Source organism: Zwartia panacis, from assembly GCF_030410395.1.
Taxonomy (GTDB): domain Bacteria; phylum Pseudomonadota; class Gammaproteobacteria; order Burkholderiales; family Burkholderiaceae_B; genus Zwartia; species Zwartia panacis.
In genome coordinates this window covers 130082-149844 of sequence record NZ_JAUHHF010000005.1, presented here as the reverse complement: position 1 = coordinate 149844, position 19763 = coordinate 130082, and the positions used below count along the sequence as shown (strand labels likewise).

Genomic DNA, 19763 nt, shown 5'->3' with positions numbered 1-19763 from the left:
AAACTCCATTATTTGGGAATCACGACATGATCGTCGTCATAATTTCCACGCTCAGCCTGCGTGTGACAGGCCGCGCAGTTCGCGCGGCTTTTGATCGCATCACGCAACCAAACAGCCTCATCAATTTTTCGATGTTTTCGAACAAACCAATCTGACTCGGTAATTCTGTCGTCCTTGGGCTGTGCACGCACACGTTTAAATGTACCCGCGTTGTCGTTGAGCCAGACGCTGACTTCTTTGACCGCCTCAATGTCGATCGATGCATCCGAACCAAAATGATGCTCGAGATTGTTCATCAGTCTGATCCAGGATTGACGCGGCAAAAGCGCAGGAGGATACGCCAGATGACATGCCGCACATTCTTGTTGGTACTGGGGTGAGATCTTTGCAGGGAATAGATTTTCACTCCCCGCCATCACGGGGTTCAGCGTGACTGATCCAAACGTCAGACCCAAAAAATAGATTAAAAACTGACCGATTTGCATGACCCTGATCCTCATTATCATTTAAGGCTCAGCAAGTAAGCGAGCACATCGGCTTTTTCGGTTGGAGTGCATTCTCGCTTCATCACATCGCGGCAGTTTCTTTTAAACCACTTATCAACCTTGGCTGTATCTGTAAAAGCCTCCGCGTTAAAAGCAGGTGCGAGTGGTTTGATGGGCTTGGATGTGGAGGCATGCTTTCCAGTAGTCGTGGGAGGGCTGTTATGACAAGAAGCGCATGACCATACATCCCCATGCTTTTGATTAAAAAGCTTCTCACCTTTCGTGGCATTACCGGGCTGACCCGCAGTCACGGCCCATTTTTCGAGCTGCGCTTGAGGCGAAGTGTCTGCGGCGCTCGCATGAAAGCACATGACCCCAGCTGATAAAACTGTGATGGTTTGTAATAAAAGCTGTTTCGAAGACGTCTTTTTCATGGCGGTATATACATTTTTAGTGAAGATGTCGCTATATTGCCTATCTCATCCTGTACAGACTCTGAACAGTTTGTTCAGCTTGTGTTCATATTGATCAGGTGATAATGAACGGATGCTTTTTAATCAAATATTGTCTTGAGTGTTCCGATTCATTCATGAAAGTCAGACACATATCTTTATTACGGAACCTTGTACTCGCGCTTGCCCTGGCGTTCGGGATCAATGCGGGCACAAGCGCGCCAGCAATTGCCAGCTCTGGCGACCACGACCAGGCTCGCGCTGCGCTAGAGTCTGGGGAGATACTTCCCCTCAGCGCCATCCTTCTCAAACTCGAAAAGGATTTTTCCGGTCAGATTGTTGAAGTTGAACTTGAACGAGAACACGGCCAATGGATTTATGAAATCAAATTGCTTCAGAAAGACGGTTATCGTCAAAAACTGAAAGTCGACGCAAAAAATGCAGCTGTTATTTCCAAGAAAATTAAATAGATTGATCCCGGACAACGATTGATGCGCATACTAATTGTCGAGGATGAGCCCAACATCAGCGATCAACTCGCGTCTTCGCTCAAAGAAGAAAGTTATGTTGTCGATATCGCAACTGATGGCAGGCAAGCTTTATTTTTGGGATTAACCGAGCCATATGACGCAATCATCCTTGATCTCGGTCTGCCACAAATGGATGGCATCAGCATCCTGAAAAATTGGCGCGAAGCTGGCATCACCACACCGGTGATTATTTTGACCGCGCGAGACAATTGGAGCGAGAAGGTGATCGGCATTGATGCAGGCGCGGATGACTACCTTGCCAAACCCTTCCGGATGGAAGAGTTACTTGCACGCTTGCGTGCGATTATCAGACGCGCCGCGGGACACTCGACATCTATCTTGCATTGTGGCGTCATCGAACTCAACACCAAAACAGGAAAGGTTGCGATCGATGGTCTTGTCCTCAACTTGACGAGTCATGAATTCAAAGTCCTTTCATATTTAATGCATCATCAAAATGAATTAGTCAGCAAAGCAGAACTCACCGAACATATTTACGCGCAAGACTTTGACAGAGACTCTAATACGATCGAAGTTTTTATTGGGCGCCTCCGAAAGAAACTGCCCAAGGACTACATCGAGACAGTCCGTGGTGGGGGCTATCGGCTGGTCACACCGGCGTGAAGATGCGCATGAATCAAACAGAATCACTATGGACACGCGCGAGTCAGTCACTACGCACGCGCTTATTAATTGGCACCTTACTGTGGATTTCTATTGCGCTATTTATCACGGGTACCGCGCTCGCGATTCTCTTTAAAAATCATGCGACCCAGCAGTTTGATCAAGAACTACGCACCCATCTCACTCAACTTGTCGCCAACTTGAATGTATCCGACGAGGGCAAACCGCTCCTTCGCACTCAGCCTGCAGACGCCCGCTTCATGCAGCCGCTCTCAGGCCTGTATTGGCAAATCAGTGACGAGGCACAACGCGATATCCTTCGCTCACGCTCACTTTGGGATGCAAAACTGGATTTTTCTCCGAAGGTCACCCGCGATGGAAAACAATCCATCCGCGAAGTGATAGGCCCAAAAGGAGAAAACGTACGCTTGCTCGAACAAGTCGTCAAAATTTCGGAGGCACCCGATGATCTTTGGCGTATCAGCGTGGCCTCTGAAACAAATAGTCTGGATCATGCAATCGAGGACTGGGTTAAATTGCTAGTGCTCTTTTTAGGTATTCTTTTACTCACACTAATCATTGCTGCCGTTGCCCAAGTATTTCTGGCACTCTCACCTCTGCGCAACTTGCAACAAGCACTCATCAAGCTTGGGGCTGGACACACAAAGCGTTTAGAGGGCGATTTCCCTGTTGAGATCCGACCCCTGGTTCAGGAGCTTAATCAAGTCCTGAGCCAAAATGAAGCCATGCTCGTCCGGGCTCAAAATCGAGCCGGTGATTTCGCTCATGCAATGAAGACACCTCTGACAGTTTTGTCCAATGCCGCAGAGACAGAACTTAAAAGTCACTCCTCTCAGTCAGGTCTCGCCATGCTCATGACAGAGCAAATCGCACTCCTCAAAAGTCATGTGGACGAGCAATTATTACGTGCTCGCTCAGAAGCAGTATCCGTAAAATCCCATTCCCAAACAATCATCGAGCCCGTTGTAGATCAACTCATACGGGTCATGAAAAAAATCTACGCGGATAAAAATCTGTCCTACTCGATTGAACAAAACGATCGAACACTTTATTTTCCTGCGGATGCTAATACCCTTCAGGAAATTCTGGGAAACCTGTTGGACAATGCAAGCAAATGGGCAAAATCAAAAGTTCAAATCAAAATTTTCAGGCATCACCAAAAACTGCATATTGCAGTTGAAGACGATGGCAAAGGGGTGCCTATTGCTCAACTCAACAAAATTAGACAAAGAGGCGTACGTGCAGATGAGCGCACGCCTGGAAGTGGTCTGGGATTATCCATCGTCACGGAGCTTTGTTCTGTCTACGGGGGAAAGCTCATTTTATATACCTCAGCCCTCGGTGGACTCGGTGCAGAAATTTCCATTCCAGATACTCACACCACCGAGAATGAGTGAAGATTCTCTAAAATATTGAGAACCTTGACATCAAGTGTACAAAATGACATTTTGATGCAGAGATGCAATCTGCTCAGCGACATATGACATATCACTCTGTCTGTACCAAACCTTCTTGAAACTAGGGACGTGGAGTAGACTTGTAAAGCCGTTTTGTCACAATTGTCAGCATCGACATCATGGATGAAGTCGCAATCGCAAAAGAAAATAAACCTGAGAACGCGATATAAAAAGCGACGGATTTCCAGCCCTGTGGGAGCACATCTGAAAATATACCCAGAGTCGTATAGCTGCTACCCGAAAAAAGCATCGCGAGACGTATGTCTGCGATCAGGCCCGTTGCATATAAAGCAACAGTCCAGATCATGATTGAACCGATCTGTACAAGAGACATCAGCAAGACTGATGAAACAAAGAGAATGATCAAATCCAAAGCACGCGGCTTGACGAGCTTTGCGCTACCCTTCAAGAACCATAAAAAAATTCTGATAAAAAGAATCGTATTGAGAACCAGCACGATTGCCAGAAGACCCAAACCGAACGCGGCATCTCTGAATACCTGCTCTGAAAATAGATTGAGATCTGGTGTGCTCATCAATTATTTAGCTCTCTGAATCGCAATACTGTCATGAACAGCCTTGCAGGCCTGTATGAGCTTGCGTAATTGCTCTCGGTCTTCGTCATTCAATTTTTCAGTATCAGGGCGCGACTGAAACGTGAACTCAGACTGCTCCATTTCCCGAACAAACTCAATGGCGTCCTTAGCCTTGACCTGACGATCTCCCGGTATCAGGCTGTATACAGCGAAATAAAGCGAGACAAGGCTGCGGTTTTCAAGCTCGGGAGTCAGGGGAAAGATACTTTTGAATAGACCCTTGAGTCCTTCTTTCGCTTCGCCCACTGTTTGAGCCCGGCGCAGGATGTACTCCATATTGTCTAGACGGTTTTGTATCTCAAAGAGGTGCGTCACCAGCTGTTTATGATTTTGTTCACGAATCTGGTAATCGTGCTGAAACTGCTGGATCAATGCCGCGCCGGTCGTCAACACCACAGAAGAAAGCAACCACATGCCCACTGAGCTGTTCAAAAAATCCATGAGTTTTTGAGAAAGCTCCGATCCTGATCCTTTGCGGGTCTCTGATTTTTTTGAAGCTTCTATTTCTTCTCGAATCTCTTGCCGAAGCATTTCTTCAGCATGAATGCGTTTGATGTCTTCTGCGCTTGGCATAAATGATCTCTTCCCTGAAGCCTGTGTATGAACCTAAGCAACGCGATTTTCGTAGATTTATGTGCTCGGGTCAAAGTTTATGCATGACTTCAATCAGCAATACTGGTCGATACATTCAAATAGGCACCCCATCCCTTCGAACTTGAGGGAATGGCGGAGACCATATAGGTTGGGCCAATTTGGTACTGCCAATGCATGCCCAGGATCTTGACAGTCTGCCCTGCGCTCAGCGTCAGTTGATTGGTCGTATTTCGAGCCCGATAGTCATAGTTAATCTGACTTGATAAATTGAACGTCCAGCCATCATTGGTGGTATATGAAACCGTCGGCTGAGCATTCAAGATACTCGCAGAGCCTCCAGACAAATCACTTCCCACTCCCCATGAGTTGTACATCGCTACGCCGACTACCCAATTGTCGGGGGTATAGAAAGCACCCGCTGAAAAACCAACTCCCGTTTGCCTGGAACCATTCACCGCACTTGAAGCCGGTGCCTGATAATAAGGGCCGATCCCAGCATACCAATCTCCCGCGAATTTCGGTGCAAAAAAAGTTGCGAGCTGTACTGGCTGAAACTGATTGACCGCCTGTGGATAGTGGATGTTGCGGTTGAAGGTCAACATCGGATTCAACAGTAATTGCAGGTTTGAACCCAGAGAGACAGGGATGATTGGCTGCAATGCGAATTGACTTTGTTGTGAGGCGTTGTCGTTTCCGATTTTTTGGTTGTAGTTATAGGAAAAGGGAAGTTGCATCTGAGGGTAGAGTTTGTTTTGCATCCTCTGCCCGGCACGTGCCTCTTCGCTCATCTTGCTGCTTTTTTCTTGAGCAATCCCAACGCCGTGGGTACCGAGGAGTATCGAGAGAATGATGTATCCGCAACGAAATTTAACGCGATTCATCTCTCCTCTCGTACCCTCGGTGATTTTCTTATTTTAAAAACAATTCGGTCGCATCAAGATTTCCAAAAGCATCGATTGTGCTGAACTTCACTTCTTTGGTTTGTTTCAGCACAGCAAGCTTTTTAACATCGAATCTTGAAAAGTTAATGCCATTAATCGTACGCAGATAGAAATACCCACGGTTCAAGTCATTCATCGTTGTAAAGTAAGTAGACTCAGAAGATATTTTATTGGCGGCAAACGCCTCGGCCTTGCTCGCGGTTCCTGGCAAATCAGCCGAGACATCTTTGGGTCGATCAAAATTATTCATCACATGCGACAGTGTCTTGATCGCTTGATCGGGCGTTTCAGCCTTATGTACAAAATTTGAATAAAAGGCTGCCTTGACGAAGCGTCCCACTGAAGTTTCAACCGATGGTAGCGATGCCATATTTCCACCACTGTCCGTCGAAGCGACTTTCAGATTATTGAACTGACCTGTGTTCTTATCAATATTAGTCAGATAGGCATAGTTATTCATATTCTTGAGGTGCCATGGAAACGGAGGATCGTTCGTCATGACAGCGACAGGATTATCGTATACCGAGGTTTTTCCGTCGGTAAATTCAATCACAATCGAACCTCCTGCCTTGTCGTACAGCGCGAAATGCAATGGTGCGTACAAATTCGCCATACTGGGCACCCGAGGCAACCAAACTTCAACTTCTTTGTTTTGCAAAGCCTGTTTAACCTGCTGGACATTCTGGAAGTTACCTAATGCCCAAGTGCCCACATCCAGTGCGGATAAAATCTTATCGGCCGGTCCTGTCGCGACAGGTGGATTATTTTCAATCAGCGCATTCGTTGTGATGGTCAGGCCTTGATCATTCACCGCCTCGTGCAGGGTCCCCTGTTTGGCATTCGCGACCAAGCCCACAAGCGTGACGCTCAAGATGCCATACTTGGTATTAAAGGTTTTGCCGGGCTTGCCCTCGGGAGTCATTGACTCAATGCGTGTGCCGGCTGGGTAGTACATCAGCGAGTCTGGTTGTTGCCCAGCAAATTCATTGGTGCGGCCTTGGTAAACATTACCCTTCGCATCTCTGATACTCAGCACAGTGCAAGCGAAGGTATTTGCAACCGTTGATAATGCAAGACATGTCGACAGTAAAATTTTCGAAACTATTTTTAATTTCATTTCCCTCTCCTTTCGGCTGATTTCAATACAGTTTGATATAGGCTGAGCAACCCGCACCTAAGGATCGATGCGAATCGCTTGTGTCAATTGATACCCCTCAGATCGCATCGATCTAATTAAATTTTCTGATATCCCAATTTCCACCAACTTTTTACGTAATCTGAAGACCTGAAGTTCCAGTTGGCTTTTAGCCTGTTCATTTGAATTTCGTTCTGTGACTTCATACAGCCGCCAATAAGGCAGCCGCTTATCAGGCGCCATGGCTAATGCTTTGAGTAAGGCGACGTCGACTTTACTGATGTTCGCCACGCCTTTTTCAGAAGTTAAGCGCATGCCTGTCACACTCAGCGCAAGATCAATGCCTCTTGATATTTCATCCTGCACACGCCTCTTGACAGCACGCACAGCAGCAGCAAGCTCAGCGGGCGAAACTGGCTTGCAGAGATAAAAGTCTGCACCACATTCATACCCCTGGATACGATCAAGCTCTCCTGTCCTCGCTGAAAGCATGATGATGTTGATTTTTGGATCAGCAGCGCGAACTCTTTTGGCGATATCAAAACCAGACTCGCCAGGAAGGTTCACATCCAGAATCAGTAAGTGGATCATGCCCTCTGACATGCACTCGTCTAACTCTTCCGCACAGGAAACTGCGATCGCATCCATGCCTTCGTGAACAAGTGCATCCACAAACAGTTGGCGCAAATCCAGATGATCCTCGACCACAACGACTTTCATATTGATCTGTCAGTCTGTAAAAGGGAATTAGTTTGCATAGAACAATTTGAAAGCATCCGCACCTGCTTGATCCACATCGAAGGTCGAGATGGATTTAATTTGCTTCACATCTTTGAGCTTATTCATATCAATGACAGACCAGTTCATCGCATTGATGCTTCTAAAGTACAGCAGGTTGCGCGATAAATCTTGTAAAGTCGTCCATACCGTGACTTCACTCGAGTTATTGCGCGTCACCCCATCGCCCATGCCTCCAGCCATGTCCACTGTCAAATCATAGGGACGATCGAAATTATTCATAATATGAGCAAGCGTCGTAATGGCCTCATTGGGTTCTTTTGCTTTGCGCACGTAATTGGCATAGAAGGCGGCCTTGACGAATCTTCCTTGTGTCGTTTCGGCTGAAGGCAAACTCGTTAATGCAATACCCGAGTCTTGCGTCTGCAGCTTAAGTTTGCCCAGCTGCCCTGTATTTTTATTGACGTTGTTAAAAGTGTAGTTGTTCAAATTTTCCAGGTGCCAGGGAAAAGCAGGACCGTTTGTCATGACCCCAACTGGATTGTCATAGACCTGGGTTTTTCCATCTAAGAACTCAACAACGATTGAGCCACCTTTTTTATCATTAATTGAATAATGTAATGGTAGCGGTGTATCAGGGGCGATCGTATTCTTCTCTGGTACCCAAAACTCGAGTTTGCCGCTTTTGATGGCTTCTTTCACATCTTGCGCATTTCTGAAATTTCCCAAAATCCAGATACCCAAATCACTGACCGACATCACCTTTGAGTGATCCTTACCGACGGCAGGGGATCGTGTCCCATTCAGCCAGTTCGCAGAAAAGCTAAGCCCCTGGTCATTGATTCCCTCTGCAACTGTCACTTGTTTGGATGCTGTCACGACTTTCGCGCTCATTCCCAGAATCGGATACTTGGTATCAAAGGTCACACCTTGATTCCCGGAGGGAGTCAGTGAAATCACTCGCATACCCGCTGGCAAATACGTCATATCCATTGGCAACAAGGCGCTGTATTCCAGGGTTCTCCCATGATAGGCTCGTCCTTCCGTATCCGTGATCAAAATCGACGTACAGGCGACAGCCTGACCGACCGAAGCAAAGGTTAGAGAAATCGCCGTTAGAAAGCCGATCATATTTTTCATTTTCTATGCCACCTTTGAATTCATTCATTGAATAATGAATGAACTGTAGTCAAACGTTACAGAGAAAACTTTCTTAAACTTTCTTAAAACTTCAGCCCCTGGTAGGGATGTAGGCTATAAAGCGTACGCTATCGTTGGCATGTGTGTATTGGACACTCCCACCCAGCAGGGTGACAAGTGATTTCACCAAGTACAGACCCAGACCTGAGCCGGTCTTTTGATGTGCCAATGGTGAGCGGTAATATTTGTTGAACACCCGCTCAGGATCTGGAAAGCCGGTCATGCCGACTTTGTTTTCAACTGTGATGGATATTTGTCCGGCATGCTCGTTCACATCAATTTCTACAGGACTGTCTTGCGGACTATATTTCAACGCATTTTCGAGCAAATTAGAGATGATCACGCGCACAAGCTGCAGGTCTGAGTGAAGAATCAATTCACCATTGATATGTGTATGAATGCGCTCTCCCTCAGGTAATGACACACATAAACTATTCACCATTTCTTGTAAATCGATATTTTGATGCTTGATGTCTATGCGACCATCCTCAAGGCGCTCAACCTGTAAAAGCCTCTCGATAATCCCGTCCATGTCAGTCACCGCGCGCTCAACCACCTCATGCGTTTTAGCCGGCAGACCTTTACCCCCCACTGCCATCCGGACAACAGAAAGCGGTGTCTTCATTTCGTGCGCGAGCATTTTCAGGAAATTAGATTGCTCTTTGCGTTGAGCGCGCTCTTTATTCACTTCTATTTCAGCGAGTTCCAAGCGGCGTTGTCTCTCCTGCTGATTTTTGGACAAACGATACAAACGTTTTTGAACGAATATCATCAGCGTAATACTGGTCAACAGGGGATAGACTAGATTGAAATAGAAGAATAAGTCGCTACCTGATGAGGAACCCATAATTGGTAGGCGATGTAATAGAGCAACCGAAATCGCAATCAAATAAATGAATACGAGAAAACTTTTGGAGCATATCGGCTTCTCCTCAAGGGGAACCAGGCGTGCTTGTTTCCAAGCCTGTGTGGACAAAACACTTAGCACCGTAAGAAGCATGTATGCCATGACCACAAGCGAGCTTAACTGCGCCGCCTCTCTTGTTTTTCCCATGATCATCAGTATCACTGCGATCGGAAGAAAGAAAACTAACCCTCCGTGCAAGAGAGCGATCCATTTATTTGGCTTGAACTCTCTTATCAACTGCCAATCAAACCAAATGAGCGTTGTAATAAAAATAAAGGCGATGAGATTAGTTGACTGATCAATCCAGCTTGGCGTAAGCCAGCCCGATCCAAAAATGCGCAAATACCCCAGTATCGCGAGCGCATAGAGAATCACGACAAACTCTCGAATTAAATAAAACGATAACAACTTATCCTTTCTATTGATGCGTGTCAGTATCGCCCACCCAAAGCACACAAAGAGTGCTGACAAATAAAGCATTGTGATGATTTCTTGCTTGCGATCGGCTGCTCGTACCTGGTCTGGCGTCATCACCTCGATGAAGGTCAAAGTACTCACACTCGCTTTGATTCTGAACCAGATGTCTCGAGGCTCAGTTCCAACTGGAATGACAAAATTCAAATTTAATGAGCGGTATTCATCATCCGCCCAATCATAATAATCACCTGTTACTCGGACTTTATCTGTTGCAGCGAGAGGATCGTAGATCCATATCTGATCCTGATACGGTGGTCGTATACGCACAACCAGATTTTGAATGGCAGGATCATCCAGGCGAGCTGGATCAATCCGCAAGCGAATCCAAAAGGCAGACGAACTATAGCCCTTCGAAAATAGTTTGGTCGTTAACGCAGATTCCTTTGCCTGCTTGACCTCTGAAACCGTCATCAGACCGGAGGGATCCTCCACCCAGCCGCGCTCAGAGACTAAATCATTGCTCTGCGCAGTGAATGCGCAGAGCAAAATAATCAGCGATAGAAAATATCTAGAAATCATGATGGAGCAAGATTACTCCACCATCCATTAATAGTCGAATGCTTCGCAAGACATCTAATAGCTATGATTTTTTCAAAAATAAGCCCGTCGCATCCAGACTCTTGTAATCATTAATTGTCTGAAACTTGACGACAGTAATTTCTTTCAGGCCACTCATTTTTTTGATATCAAATTTGGAAAAATTCAAACTGTTGATCGTACGGATATAAAAATGGTTCTGTGACAAGTCATTCAAAACCGTGAAGAAAGTTGACTCAGATCCAACGCCAGCAGTCATTGAAAAAACTGTAGAGAACGTTCCCTTGACTGGCTCATCCACCGAGATATCCAGTGGTCTGTCAAAGTTATTCATCACATGACCGAGCGTAAATATCGCTTGCTCGGGCGTTTTAGCTTTGCGAGCGAAGTTTGAATAGAACGCTGCTTTCACAAACCTTCCTGATGACAGCTGGTTAGAAGGCAATCCCCTCAATGCAATACCACCAGATCCGGCTTTTGCCTCAAAACCATTGAATTGTTGCTTGTTTTTATCAATGTTAGTCAGATCAGCATAGTCATTTAAATTTTGAAGATGCCATGGCAGCGGCGGGTCATTCGTCATCACATAAGAAGGGTTATCGTAGATGTGTATTCCATTATCAAATTCGATCACAATACTGCCGCCCTTTTTGTCATACAGTGCAAAATGAAGAGGCGCAATAAAATCTCCCATCGAGGCGATTTTAGGTAACCAAAGATCGACCTCTTTATTTTTTAAAGCTTTCTTAACCTCTTCAACATTTTGAAAACTTCCTAGCGCCCATGTTCCAAAATCCATCACTGACAATACTTTTTCAGGTGGCTGAGTAATATTGGGACTTGTATTGCCCATAAATGCGTTAGTCGTCAGAGACATGCCCTGATCATTAACGGCCTCATGAATTGTTTCTTGCTTTGCATTGGGCGTCATCCCCTTAAGGGTCGCACCAAAAATTGCATACTTTGTATTAAATGTTTTGCCTTGTTTGCCATCCGGTGTAACAGATTCGATTCTGGTGCCAGGCGGGTAGTAAGTGAGTGCATCAGGCTGCTGTCCGACAAACTCATTACTGCGAGCTTGGTAAACGTTCCCATTGGCGTCTCTGATTGCCAAAACTGTACAGGCCACGCTGTTTCCCACCGAAGAGGCAAGAAGTACTAGAGAAAGCAAGGCTCCACTGAGGGTTTTTATTTTCATCATCATTCCATAAGTATGTGGTGTTTAGATCAATCTCATCCACATACTATGGAATTATTAAAAATAATTCTTTCAATAACTTTCTTCGTTCACTCCACCGTAACGGACTGGTTCCGTTCGGGGGTCATTTTGGTCTTTAAATTTGACCATCGAGCATCTTTTTTTTTGACAGTCACTTTAGTAGCTTTTTTACCTCGTTTGATCTTATAACCATCTTTAATGTTGTCAGGATTGGTCCAAATTAGACCATCTCCGATAATTGGCAACCGAAACTGCAAAGTGAGTTCGTGTTCGTTCTTCTTAAGGTCATATCTAACCTTTATTTGCTCCAAAAGACCCATTAAATACAGCTTTTTTTGCTCATCTGGAAGCAGCTTTTTTTCATCCAAACTCTTACCAAATATTTTGAGCCAACTCACCCATTTTTTTGACTCGTTCTCGCCCCGAAGCTGTAGCTGAATGTTAGCTAGCTTTACTTCAAGATTATGGATTTCATCATTGGACTGTTGAAGAGCCATCGCGTAGATATCAGCCTTGATCGCCCCCGATGACTTACCCACTAACAAACTGGCCTGAGATTCTTTAGCCGAATGTAAGCTCTTTTGAATTTGTTTAAGCTGACGCTCTAACGCTTTCAAGTCAGTTTCGTTTTTAGATAGAGGAGCCCCACTCTCCTCAAGTATCTTCCACTTCACTTCTTCCTTGAGCAGACTCGAATTTCTGTGTGCCTCAATGACCGCATCCCAGACGAGCTGATCAGTTTCAGGTATGTTTAGTGAACGTGTCATTCCACATCCCTCACCCCGTTTCCACGGAGTGGCTGAGCCCCCGTTATTTACCCAATCTCTTTCTTTGTTTGGGCAATAGTAAAGCTGTTCGTTTTTACTTACCTTTCGTCTGGCAGACATATGTCTTCCACAATGCCCGCAAACCATTATGTCCCTCAACAAGTAAAACTGCTTCGTTCTATTTTGTTGCGACACTCGACTCGTGTCCCTAGTTTTAAGTTGCTGAACTGCTTTCCAAGTTGTCACGTCAACTATCGCTGGGCAACTGAGAACAATCTTTTCATCACTCTTCTTATCGTGATAGTGGTACTCGCCTTTGTAGTGAGTGTTTTTGATGAGAGACTGTACTGATCCTATAGACCACGTTCCCTTCTTGCGTCTCGGAAGTACCCCGTTCGAATCAAGTAATTTTTTAATTCCTAATGTAGTTTCTCCCTTTTGCGTTAACGTGAATATCTTTTTTACCCACACCGATTCAGCTTTGTTTAGTGCGAGCTTCTTTTCAATAATTTGGTACCCGAATGGGGGCGGTCCTCCATACCAAAAACCTTGACGAGCTCTATTAACCTTACCTAGCCGTGTTTTTTCAGATCTAACTGAGTTTTCAAACTCTCCGATACCATCCAATATCAGTTTTAAAAATTTATCTTGGGGATTAGATAAGTCGAACTGACCATCCTTTGTATAGAGTGTTACGCCCTGCTTATTACACTCGTAACGGAAGATCGAAGCTACTTGGTCATTTCTTGAAAGCCTAGACTGGTCGTAAACCCAAAGGTGCTTAACCTCTCCACGCTTAACCGCTTCGAATAGGGCTAACAACTTAGGACGATCAGCCATATCCTCGTGGTGCGAGCTTTTACCACCCTCATTCCAATGCTTTGGTTCAAACTTAAGAGCCTTTGCTCTTTTCACACCTAACTGGTGTTGAGTAGTAAGTGAGGTTCCTTGGTCAGCTTGAGCAACTGTTGAAACCCTTGTGTAGATATGAAGGGTTTTATCAGGGTTGCTTGGCTTAGTTATTAAAACACCCACGGTTTTTTATCCTGTGCCTCAGTTCCATTTGGAACCTTTTTATACAAAAGTTGAAACAGTTGAATGTGACATTTCAACGCCGTACGACCTATCAAGCCATTTTGCAATTCGGCGTAAGCTCATCCCTCGTCGCCTCATAACCCGCATTTCTTTAATAATTGCCTGTTGCTCTGGATTTGGTACTAGTTTCTCATCATCTACAGAGTAACCAAAACGAGTAAAGCCTCCAAGAAACTTCCCTTCTGATTTCTGAACTTGTTTCACTTCACGAATTCGGGTTGCTATACGCTCACGCTCAAAAGTTGCAAACGCCGAAAGAATCGTAAAGATCACTGAACCAATGCCGTCGTTAGTTACATCGCCCCCAAGGTCGATGAAGTGGACAGATACACCTCGTTCTTTTAATTCGTGAAGGGTGTTCAATGCATTTCTTGTATTGCGGAAAGCTCGATCAAGTTTAGAAAAAATAAGAATATCGCCTGTCTGAAGGCTGTCGAATAGCTTGGCGCCCTCGGGTCGCTTTTCAAATTCAAGGCTACCACTCACCCCTCTTTCGGTGATGAGATTCTCTTGAGAAAGGCTGTATCCCTTAAGCTCTGAATACGATTTGATCTGACGAAGCTGTGTTTCCAAACTCTCGCCTTCGTTCGCCTGCTGAAGAGTACTTACTCGAACATAACCATAAGCTGCCATAAAAAACCTCTAACTCATTGATTTATATGGATATTATATTTTTCTTATGAATTAAAGTAAATGAAATCAATGAGTTAAGTCTGATTTCGTAAGAATCGCTTCGAGGCGACCTTTACGTTTGTTCGGCTCGCTGTAACGTGATTTACTATTCATATGAGCAAGTAAATCGAAATCAACAAAGTGAGCTGTCGTGATTGAGTCTGCTGCCAAGGTTATTAGCCTGCTGAACTACATCGAACAAATAGAAAAACTAAAGCGAAAGCCGACTTTTAGCTTGCCGGATGATTATTTTGTTGCTCACCGTCACGACCTGCTCAATCTGCCTGAACTGCAATTTAATCTTCAGCTAGGTGGAGATGACGTTTGGCTGAAAATGCCTCGATTACAAGAAGTTGCGCCGCCCGAATTAGATGATCTGCTTAAGCCTTGGGTGACGATATCAAAATCTCCGGAAAAGCCCCCAGAGATTAAACAAGAGATCACGATAACCCAAGGAAGCGGTGAAACACGTCGCGAGCTATTGAGTAACAACCAAGAGGTAAAAGCCCAGTTTGATTGGTATGTGGAGTTCCTTTGGAAGCCTTGGTCGCAAACGGAGCGTCCTCGCCGTAAATCTATTTCCTTCTATAACAAGTTGTTTGCGCTTCAACAGGCAATTTCTTCAGAAGGTGCAGAGACTCCTTTGGAGCTGGTTTGGGGCATCGGCTATGCAGTTTGGAAAAAAGAGGGCTATCCGACCCCAATCAAACACCCGTTGCTTTTACAGACGTGCAACGTAACGCTTAATGAAATTACGCTTGATTTGGAAATCCGTCCTAGGGATGTTGAAGCCAAATTGGAAATTGACTGTTATGCCGAACTGGAAATTTCCGGCATCAGTCAGCTTGAAACATTTTGGAAGAACGTTCAAGCAACGGGGACAAATCGGATTACTCCGTTCGAGGAAAGTACGTTTGAGCCGACCTTACGCGCCGCGGTCGGTCACCTTGACCCGACTGGTAGTTATGTGACCTCTGAAGGATGGGCTTCACTACCTACCCCCTCCAATAAGATGCTTGTAACAAACGGGTGGGTGATTTTTGGACGAAAACGATCAGGAGATATCCTACTTGAAGATGTCAGACGTCTTAGGCAAAAACTTGAAACTATCGAAACACTTCCGGGGGTTATTCAAAGCTTTGTAACCTCGGGTGACGATACTGTACGCAGACAACCAGAAATACCTTTTCGGGGATTATCTACCAGCAACAATCCAAGCGGAGCGCGTGAACTTTTTTTTCCGATGCCCTATAACGAAGAGCAAGTCTCAATAATCCGTAAGCTAGAGAGTAACGACGGTGTAGTCGTTCAAGGACCTCCAGGAACGGGTAAGACACACACGATTGCAAACGTCATTTGCCATTACCTCGCTCAAGGCAAACGAGTGTTGGTTACTGCAAAAGGTGAATCTGCATTGGCAGTTGTTCAGGAAAAACTTCCAGAAAGAATTCGCCCGCTTTGTGTATCACTTCTCTCTGACGAGCGAGACGGTAAAAAGCAGTTTGAACACTCAATTCAAACAATTGCTGCTCGGGTGTCGCAATTAAATCCTACTCAATCTGAAAAAGCTATCATTGCTGGGGAGTCGTTAATAGATCAACTGCACGCAAAGATTTCAAACGTAGATAAGACCGTTGAGGATTACGCGCAACGTCAAATGCGAACGTATGAATTTAGAGGAAAGTCCGTTAGCCCCGAAGAGATGGCGAGAGAGGTTCTTGAACAAGCTGACTCTCATCAATGGTTTGATGATGAGCTTCCTGAAAATTCAGAAATATCAGCTACTGACGAAGAGGTCGCAGCGTTAAGACAGTCCCGAAAGGCGGTGGGTAGCAATCTTAGCTACGTAGGCTGCAGCATACCCAAAGCAAATGATTTTCCTGCGTGGGTTGATCTGCTGGCGCTGCACCGAGACCTTGTTAGAGCGAAAAAGATTGAGGCTGCTGTCGAGAAGGGTTCCGTACTCCCTCTGATTGATGCAACATCAGAGACATTTACCAAGGCAAATCAGCTTTCAGAGTTTTTAGAAAACCGGCAACAAGTTGCGGATCGATTGTCTGCAGTTAACTTACCTTGGATCACCTCCTTCAGAGGCCGGATGGCAAATAAGGAAACTACCGATCCGTTGATCGTTACGCTGAGGCTGGTTTGCGATTTATTACTTGAGTTGGAAACAGAAAGAGCAGCACTAGTTTCAAAAGCTGTTCAGCTACCAGAGAACTCCGAACTCAATGAGGAATTCAATGAGGCGCTCAAGCGCTTAGTTGCTGGTAAGAGCGCATTTAAATTGCCAATAGGTAGTGCCGTTCCGCGAGGACTCGTGAGTTTGGTTACAGTCGCTGGAATCAAACCCAAAGCGGTTGAAGATTGGCTGAACGTACGGGAGTTAGTCGAATGGAGATTAAAAGCAAGAAAGGCTTTGGCTCGATGGACATCATTGTATGGAGAGTTTGACTTTGAGGCCATTAATGAAGCACCAGAACAAGCCTTTAGAGGCTTAGTGACTTCAATCACAGCGATTAAAGACGCAGATCAGCTTCAGTTCGAATTTGATGCTCATCTGGCAAATAAAGTCGGTGAGGTGTTTGGTAAGAACGTTTCTACGCAACTGAAAGCGAACGATGTAAGCGCCATCAAAAATATAAGCGAGAGCTTGCAGTCTCATCTTGATAAGGGGCGCCTCGGATATGCAATGCGTCGACTAGAGGAGATTCTGAAAAAACTAGACGGGCATTCCGGCAACATCGTAAGCGAGCTTCGGGATTTCTTGACGTACCAAATAGGTCAGCTGAATTCGAACGAAGATACCTTGCAAGCAACTTGGCTAGCCAAATTGGCAGAGCTAGAAAAACTACAAAGCCTTTGGATTCATATTTCCACCATCGTAGAAGTGGCCAACAAAATTGAACACTCTGGTGCCCCCAAGTGGGCGAGCCGAACTAGAGCACTGGTAGTTGATAGCGAGATCGACAGTGTTGTGCCATTTACTTGGCGTGAAGCGTGGGATTGGCGTTTAGCCGTGGGGTTCTTAGATCGACTCGACAGCCATCACAAAATTCGTGATTTGATTGAAGAGCGAAGACAACTAACTGCCACTCTAGCGAAAACATACCAAGAGCTTGTTGCGGAAAAAACTTGGCTTGGTGTCTTTAACAACTCGCCAGACAGCGTTCGACAAGCATTGCAAGCCTACTTAAATGCCGTACAGGCGATGGGTTCTGGTACAGGTGTTCGTGCCGTCCGTCATAGAAAGAATGCTCGGGAAGCAATGGTCCGTGCTTACAAGGCCGTCCCGTGCTGGGTGCTTCCGCAATGGCGTGTTTCTGAAACAATTCCAGCAGAGGTTGGTTTATTTGATCTCGTAATAGTTGACGAAGCTTCGCAGTCCGATATTATGGCATTACCAGCTTTGCTGAGAGGAAAGAAATTGCTTATCGTTGGAGACCATAAACAGGTTTCCCCGTCAGCAGTTGGGGCAGCAGAAGAAAGAGTTAAAGAGCTGGTTAGCCGCTTCTTAGGGGAGCAACCGCACGGTTCTGAAATGACTCCTGACAAGTCAATTTATGATTTAGCACGCGTAGTGTTCGCCGGAAATTCGGTGATGCTTAAAGAACATTTCCGAAGTGTTCCAGCCATCATCGAGTTTTCAAATCGTGAGTTCTACGAGGGGGATATTCGTCCGCTTCGAGTTCCCAAAGCGAACGAACGTCTTGACCCTCCTTTGGTCGATGTGTTCGTAAAAGGTGGTAATCGACGAAACGACATCAATAAAGCAGAAGCTAAAGCCATCGTCGAAGAGATTTCAAAACTAATTTCAGATCCCCAATTTGATGGTCGAACAATCGGTGTCGTCACGCTAATGGGCACCGAACAGGCAAGCCATATCCATAAGCTAATTTCCGAAGAAATTTCACCCTCGGAAATTGTTGCCCGAAAGATCAGTGTCGGGCCACCTCCTGTATTTCAGGGACGGGAGCGAGATGTAATGATGGTATCGATGGTGATTGGTCCGGGTGATCGGGGAGCTGCGAACAGAGCTGATATGCACCAACGTTTTAACGTGGCCCTCTCGCGTGCTCGTGATCGAATGTATTTGTTCCGCTCTGTTACTGAAAACGAATCAAAGGATGACTCTCTTACAAGTCGTGTTATTCAGCATTTCAAGCAGCCATTCCGACAAGACGTTAAAAAGGTGGAAAGCCTTAGAGAAAAATGTGAGTCAGGCTTCGAGTTAGAGGTTTTTGATGAACTAGTAAAACGCGGATATCGGGTTACTCCACAGGTCCCAAGTGGAGGTTATTTCATAGACTTTGTTGTAGAAGGTAACGAAGGGCGGCGTCTAGCCATTGAATGCGATGGCGATCGATTCCACGGTCCGGGTCAATGGAGCGACGATATGGCGCGTCAACGAGTGTTAGAACGTGCCGGCTGGACTTTTTGGAGGTGCTTTGCTTCCAGTTTCGTGCGTCGACGCGAAGAAGTGATTTCAGACCTTCTGCAAACCTTAGAAAAATTAGGAATCGAACCTATTGGATCTGAAACCGTTGATAGCACTGTTTGGGTTGAGTACAAAGAGGTTGATCCCTTTGAGGTTGAAGTGGTTGAAGAGAGAGAGGATGTCTAATGACTACAGACCGACCAATGGCGCGACTTGGTATCGCAGACTTAGAAGAGATTTTTCAGAAGCAAGGAGAGGATTTAACAATCCTCTCCCGTCTCAAACACGAACTTAGTTTTAGGCAAGTTCCAAGATCTTTGGCATTGCGAGAGCGAATTAATAAAGTCGAATCGAGTCAGAAGAATATTCTAGACCCTAAAGTTACGACTGTTACTACTAGCACAGCGAAGCCTTCCATAGAGCTACCTCACACTTCATTGCCACATACAATGCAACCAGACCTTCTAGGTGCTGACCCTAAAGTCTTGGACGATCCAAAAGAAGTAGCTCCACTCACCCCTAAAGTGACAATCTCTATAAAGTCGCAACCATTACCACAACTAGCCCTTGATGACGCTTGCAAAATTCTTAAGGTCAACATTGGTGAAATTTGGGATAAAGTTGAGCTTGCTCGAAGGAGAGCAGTTCAGAAGTCCAGTCCAATCGCAACTAAAGGTATGTCTGCTGAACAAATACAGAAATTGTTGTCAGAAGCGAAATTAGCTAACGACGCGGCGATTGTTATCGCGGCAAGACGTTCGGGTTATCAATAATCAAACGGTCTGGACAAGGACGCGGTCAACTACTAATTTTAAAATTCTCAAACAGTTGCTGAGCGATATAAGTCCGTGGTTAGCAATTTGTCCGAGAGTTTCGGAG

17 protein-coding genes are annotated in these 19763 nt (G+C 45.4%); 5 read left to right on the top strand and 12 right to left on the bottom strand.

What is annotated here, in order from left to right:
• Positions 1–8 precede the first annotated feature (8 nt).
• Together QWY30_RS09245 and QWY30_RS09240 are read right to left on the bottom strand one after the other, a co-directional pair.
• Positions 9–485, bottom strand: coding sequence for a diheme cytochrome c (locus QWY30_RS09245; RefSeq protein ID WP_290240349.1), 477 nt, complete (start codon positions 483–485; stop codon positions 9–11).
• Positions 486–502: 17 nt separating this feature from the next.
• Positions 503–919 (bottom strand): DUF1924 domain-containing protein, encoded by a 417-nt coding sequence (locus QWY30_RS09240; protein WP_290240347.1) that lies wholly within the window; start codon positions 917–919, stop codon positions 503–505.
• A gap of 155 nt (positions 920–1074) precedes the next feature.
• Here QWY30_RS09240 and QWY30_RS09235 point away from each other — a divergent pair, with 155 nt between their 5' ends.
• The 3 genes from QWY30_RS09235 to QWY30_RS09225 are packed head-to-tail and all read left to right on the top strand — an operon-like array spanning position 1075 to position 3509.
• Positions 1075–1407: a PepSY domain-containing protein gene (locus QWY30_RS09235; RefSeq protein ID WP_290240345.1), complete on the top strand. Its 333-nt coding sequence runs from the start codon at positions 1075–1077 to the stop codon at positions 1405–1407.
• Positions 1408–1428: 21 nt separating this feature from the next.
• The gene (locus QWY30_RS09230) at positions 1429–2091 is read left to right on the top strand and encodes a response regulator transcription factor (RefSeq protein WP_290240343.1); all 663 of its coding nucleotides are present in this window, start codon (positions 1429–1431) and stop codon (positions 2089–2091) included.
• Positions 2092–2099: 8 nt separating this feature from the next.
• A complete protein-coding gene (locus QWY30_RS09225; protein WP_290240341.1) occupies positions 2100–3509 on the top strand; it encodes a sensor histidine kinase in 1410 nt (469 codons plus the stop codon).
• 121 nt (positions 3510–3630) lie between these two features.
• On the opposite strand, the gene QWY30_RS09220 is transcribed toward QWY30_RS09225, so the two are convergent.
• From QWY30_RS09220 to QWY30_RS09175, 10 genes are all read right to left on the bottom strand, one after another.
• Entirely contained in the window at positions 3631–4104 is a 474-nt protein-coding gene (locus QWY30_RS09220) for a hypothetical protein (protein WP_290240339.1), read from the bottom strand.
• 3 nt (positions 4105–4107) lie between these two features.
• Positions 4108–4737, bottom strand: a complete 630-nt coding sequence (locus tag QWY30_RS09215) for a hypothetical protein (RefSeq protein ID WP_290240337.1) — start codon at positions 4735–4737, stop codon at positions 4108–4110.
• 89 nt (positions 4738–4826) lie between these two features.
• Positions 4827–5639 (bottom strand): hypothetical protein, encoded by an 813-nt coding sequence (locus QWY30_RS09210; protein WP_290240335.1) that lies wholly within the window; start codon positions 5637–5639, stop codon positions 4827–4829.
• A gap of 28 nt (positions 5640–5667) precedes the next feature.
• Entirely contained in the window at positions 5668–6816 is a 1149-nt protein-coding gene (locus QWY30_RS09205; protein WP_290240333.1) for a linear amide C-N hydrolase, read from the bottom strand.
• A 57-nt stretch (positions 6817–6873) separates the two neighbouring features.
• The gene (locus QWY30_RS09200) at positions 6874–7554 is read right to left on the bottom strand and encodes a response regulator transcription factor (protein ID WP_290240331.1); all 681 of its coding nucleotides are present in this window, start codon (positions 7552–7554) and stop codon (positions 6874–6876) included.
• Positions 7555–7581: 27 nt separating this feature from the next.
• A complete protein-coding gene (locus tag QWY30_RS09195) occupies positions 7582–8712 on the bottom strand; it encodes a linear amide C-N hydrolase (protein ID WP_290240329.1) in 1131 nt (376 codons plus the stop codon).
• Positions 8713–8803: 91 nt separating this feature from the next.
• Entirely contained in the window at positions 8804–10675 is a 1872-nt protein-coding gene (locus tag QWY30_RS09190; RefSeq protein WP_290240328.1) for a sensor histidine kinase, read from the bottom strand.
• Positions 10676–10736: 61 nt separating this feature from the next.
• Complete coding sequence (locus tag QWY30_RS09185) at positions 10737–11891, bottom strand: linear amide C-N hydrolase (protein WP_290240326.1); 1155 nt, start codon at positions 11889–11891, stop codon at positions 10737–10739.
• A gap of 89 nt (positions 11892–11980) precedes the next feature.
• Positions 11981–13714 (bottom strand): recombinase family protein, encoded by a 1734-nt coding sequence (locus QWY30_RS09180; RefSeq protein ID WP_290240324.1) that lies wholly within the window; start codon positions 13712–13714, stop codon positions 11981–11983.
• Positions 13715–13753: 39 nt separating this feature from the next.
• Complete coding sequence (locus QWY30_RS09175; RefSeq protein WP_290240321.1) at positions 13754–14407, bottom strand: recombinase family protein; 654 nt, start codon at positions 14405–14407, stop codon at positions 13754–13756.
• 190 nt (positions 14408–14597) lie between these two features.
• On the opposite strand from QWY30_RS09175, the gene QWY30_RS09170 reads away from it, so the two are divergent.
• Both QWY30_RS09170 and QWY30_RS09165 read left to right on the top strand, forming a co-directional pair.
• Positions 14598–19070, top strand: coding sequence for a PDDEXK-like endonuclease domain-containing protein (locus QWY30_RS09170; protein ID WP_290240319.1), 4473 nt, complete (start codon positions 14598–14600; stop codon positions 19068–19070).
• Positions 19070–19657 (top strand): hypothetical protein, encoded by a 588-nt coding sequence (locus QWY30_RS09165; RefSeq protein ID WP_290240318.1) that lies wholly within the window; start codon positions 19070–19072, stop codon positions 19655–19657. The genes QWY30_RS09170 and QWY30_RS09165 overlap by 1 nt, the downstream gene beginning before the upstream one ends.
• The last annotated feature ends 106 nt before the right edge of the window (positions 19658–19763 follow it).

Bases quoted from the DNA above. Each gene is read 5' to 3' on its own strand.
- QWY30_RS09225 (WP_290240341.1), top strand. From the start codon at position 2,100: ATGAATCAAACAGAATCACTATGGACACGCGCGAGTCAGTCACTACGC.
- QWY30_RS09165 (WP_290240318.1), top strand. From the start codon at position 19,070: ATGACTACAGACCGACCAATGGCGCGACTTGGTATCGCAGACTTAGAA.
- QWY30_RS09175 (WP_290240321.1), bottom strand. From the start codon at position 14,407: ATGGCAGCTTATGGTTATGTTCGAGTAAGTACTCTTCAGCAGGCGAAC.
- QWY30_RS09195 (WP_290240329.1), bottom strand. From the start codon at position 8,712: ATGAAAAATATGATCGGCTTTCTAACGGCGATTTCTCTAACCTTTGCT.
- QWY30_RS09235 (WP_290240345.1), top strand. From the start codon at position 1,075: ATGAAAGTCAGACACATATCTTTATTACGGAACCTTGTACTCGCGCTT.
- QWY30_RS09240 (WP_290240347.1), bottom strand. From the start codon at position 919: ATGAAAAAGACGTCTTCGAAACAGCTTTTATTACAAACCATCACAGTT.
- QWY30_RS09210 (WP_290240335.1), bottom strand. From the start codon at position 5,639: ATGAATCGCGTTAAATTTCGTTGCGGATACATCATTCTCTCGATACTC.
- QWY30_RS09215 (WP_290240337.1), bottom strand. From the start codon at position 4,737: ATGCCAAGCGCAGAAGACATCAAACGCATTCATGCTGAAGAAATGCTT.
- QWY30_RS09190 (WP_290240328.1), bottom strand. From the start codon at position 10,675: ATGATTTCTAGATATTTTCTATCGCTGATTATTTTGCTCTGCGCATTC.
- QWY30_RS09200 (WP_290240331.1), bottom strand. From the start codon at position 7,554: ATGAAAGTCGTTGTGGTCGAGGATCATCTGGATTTGCGCCAACTGTTT.
- QWY30_RS09205 (WP_290240333.1), bottom strand. From the start codon at position 6,816: ATGAAATTAAAAATAGTTTCGAAAATTTTACTGTCGACATGTCTTGCA.
- QWY30_RS09230 (WP_290240343.1), top strand. From the start codon at position 1,429: ATGCGCATACTAATTGTCGAGGATGAGCCCAACATCAGCGATCAACTC.
- QWY30_RS09245 (WP_290240349.1), bottom strand. From the start codon at position 485: ATGCAAATCGGTCAGTTTTTAATCTATTTTTTGGGTCTGACGTTTGGA.
- QWY30_RS09220 (WP_290240339.1), bottom strand. From the start codon at position 4,104: ATGAGCACACCAGATCTCAATCTATTTTCAGAGCAGGTATTCAGAGAT.
- QWY30_RS09185 (WP_290240326.1), bottom strand. From the start codon at position 11,891: ATGAAAATAAAAACCCTCAGTGGAGCCTTGCTTTCTCTAGTACTTCTT.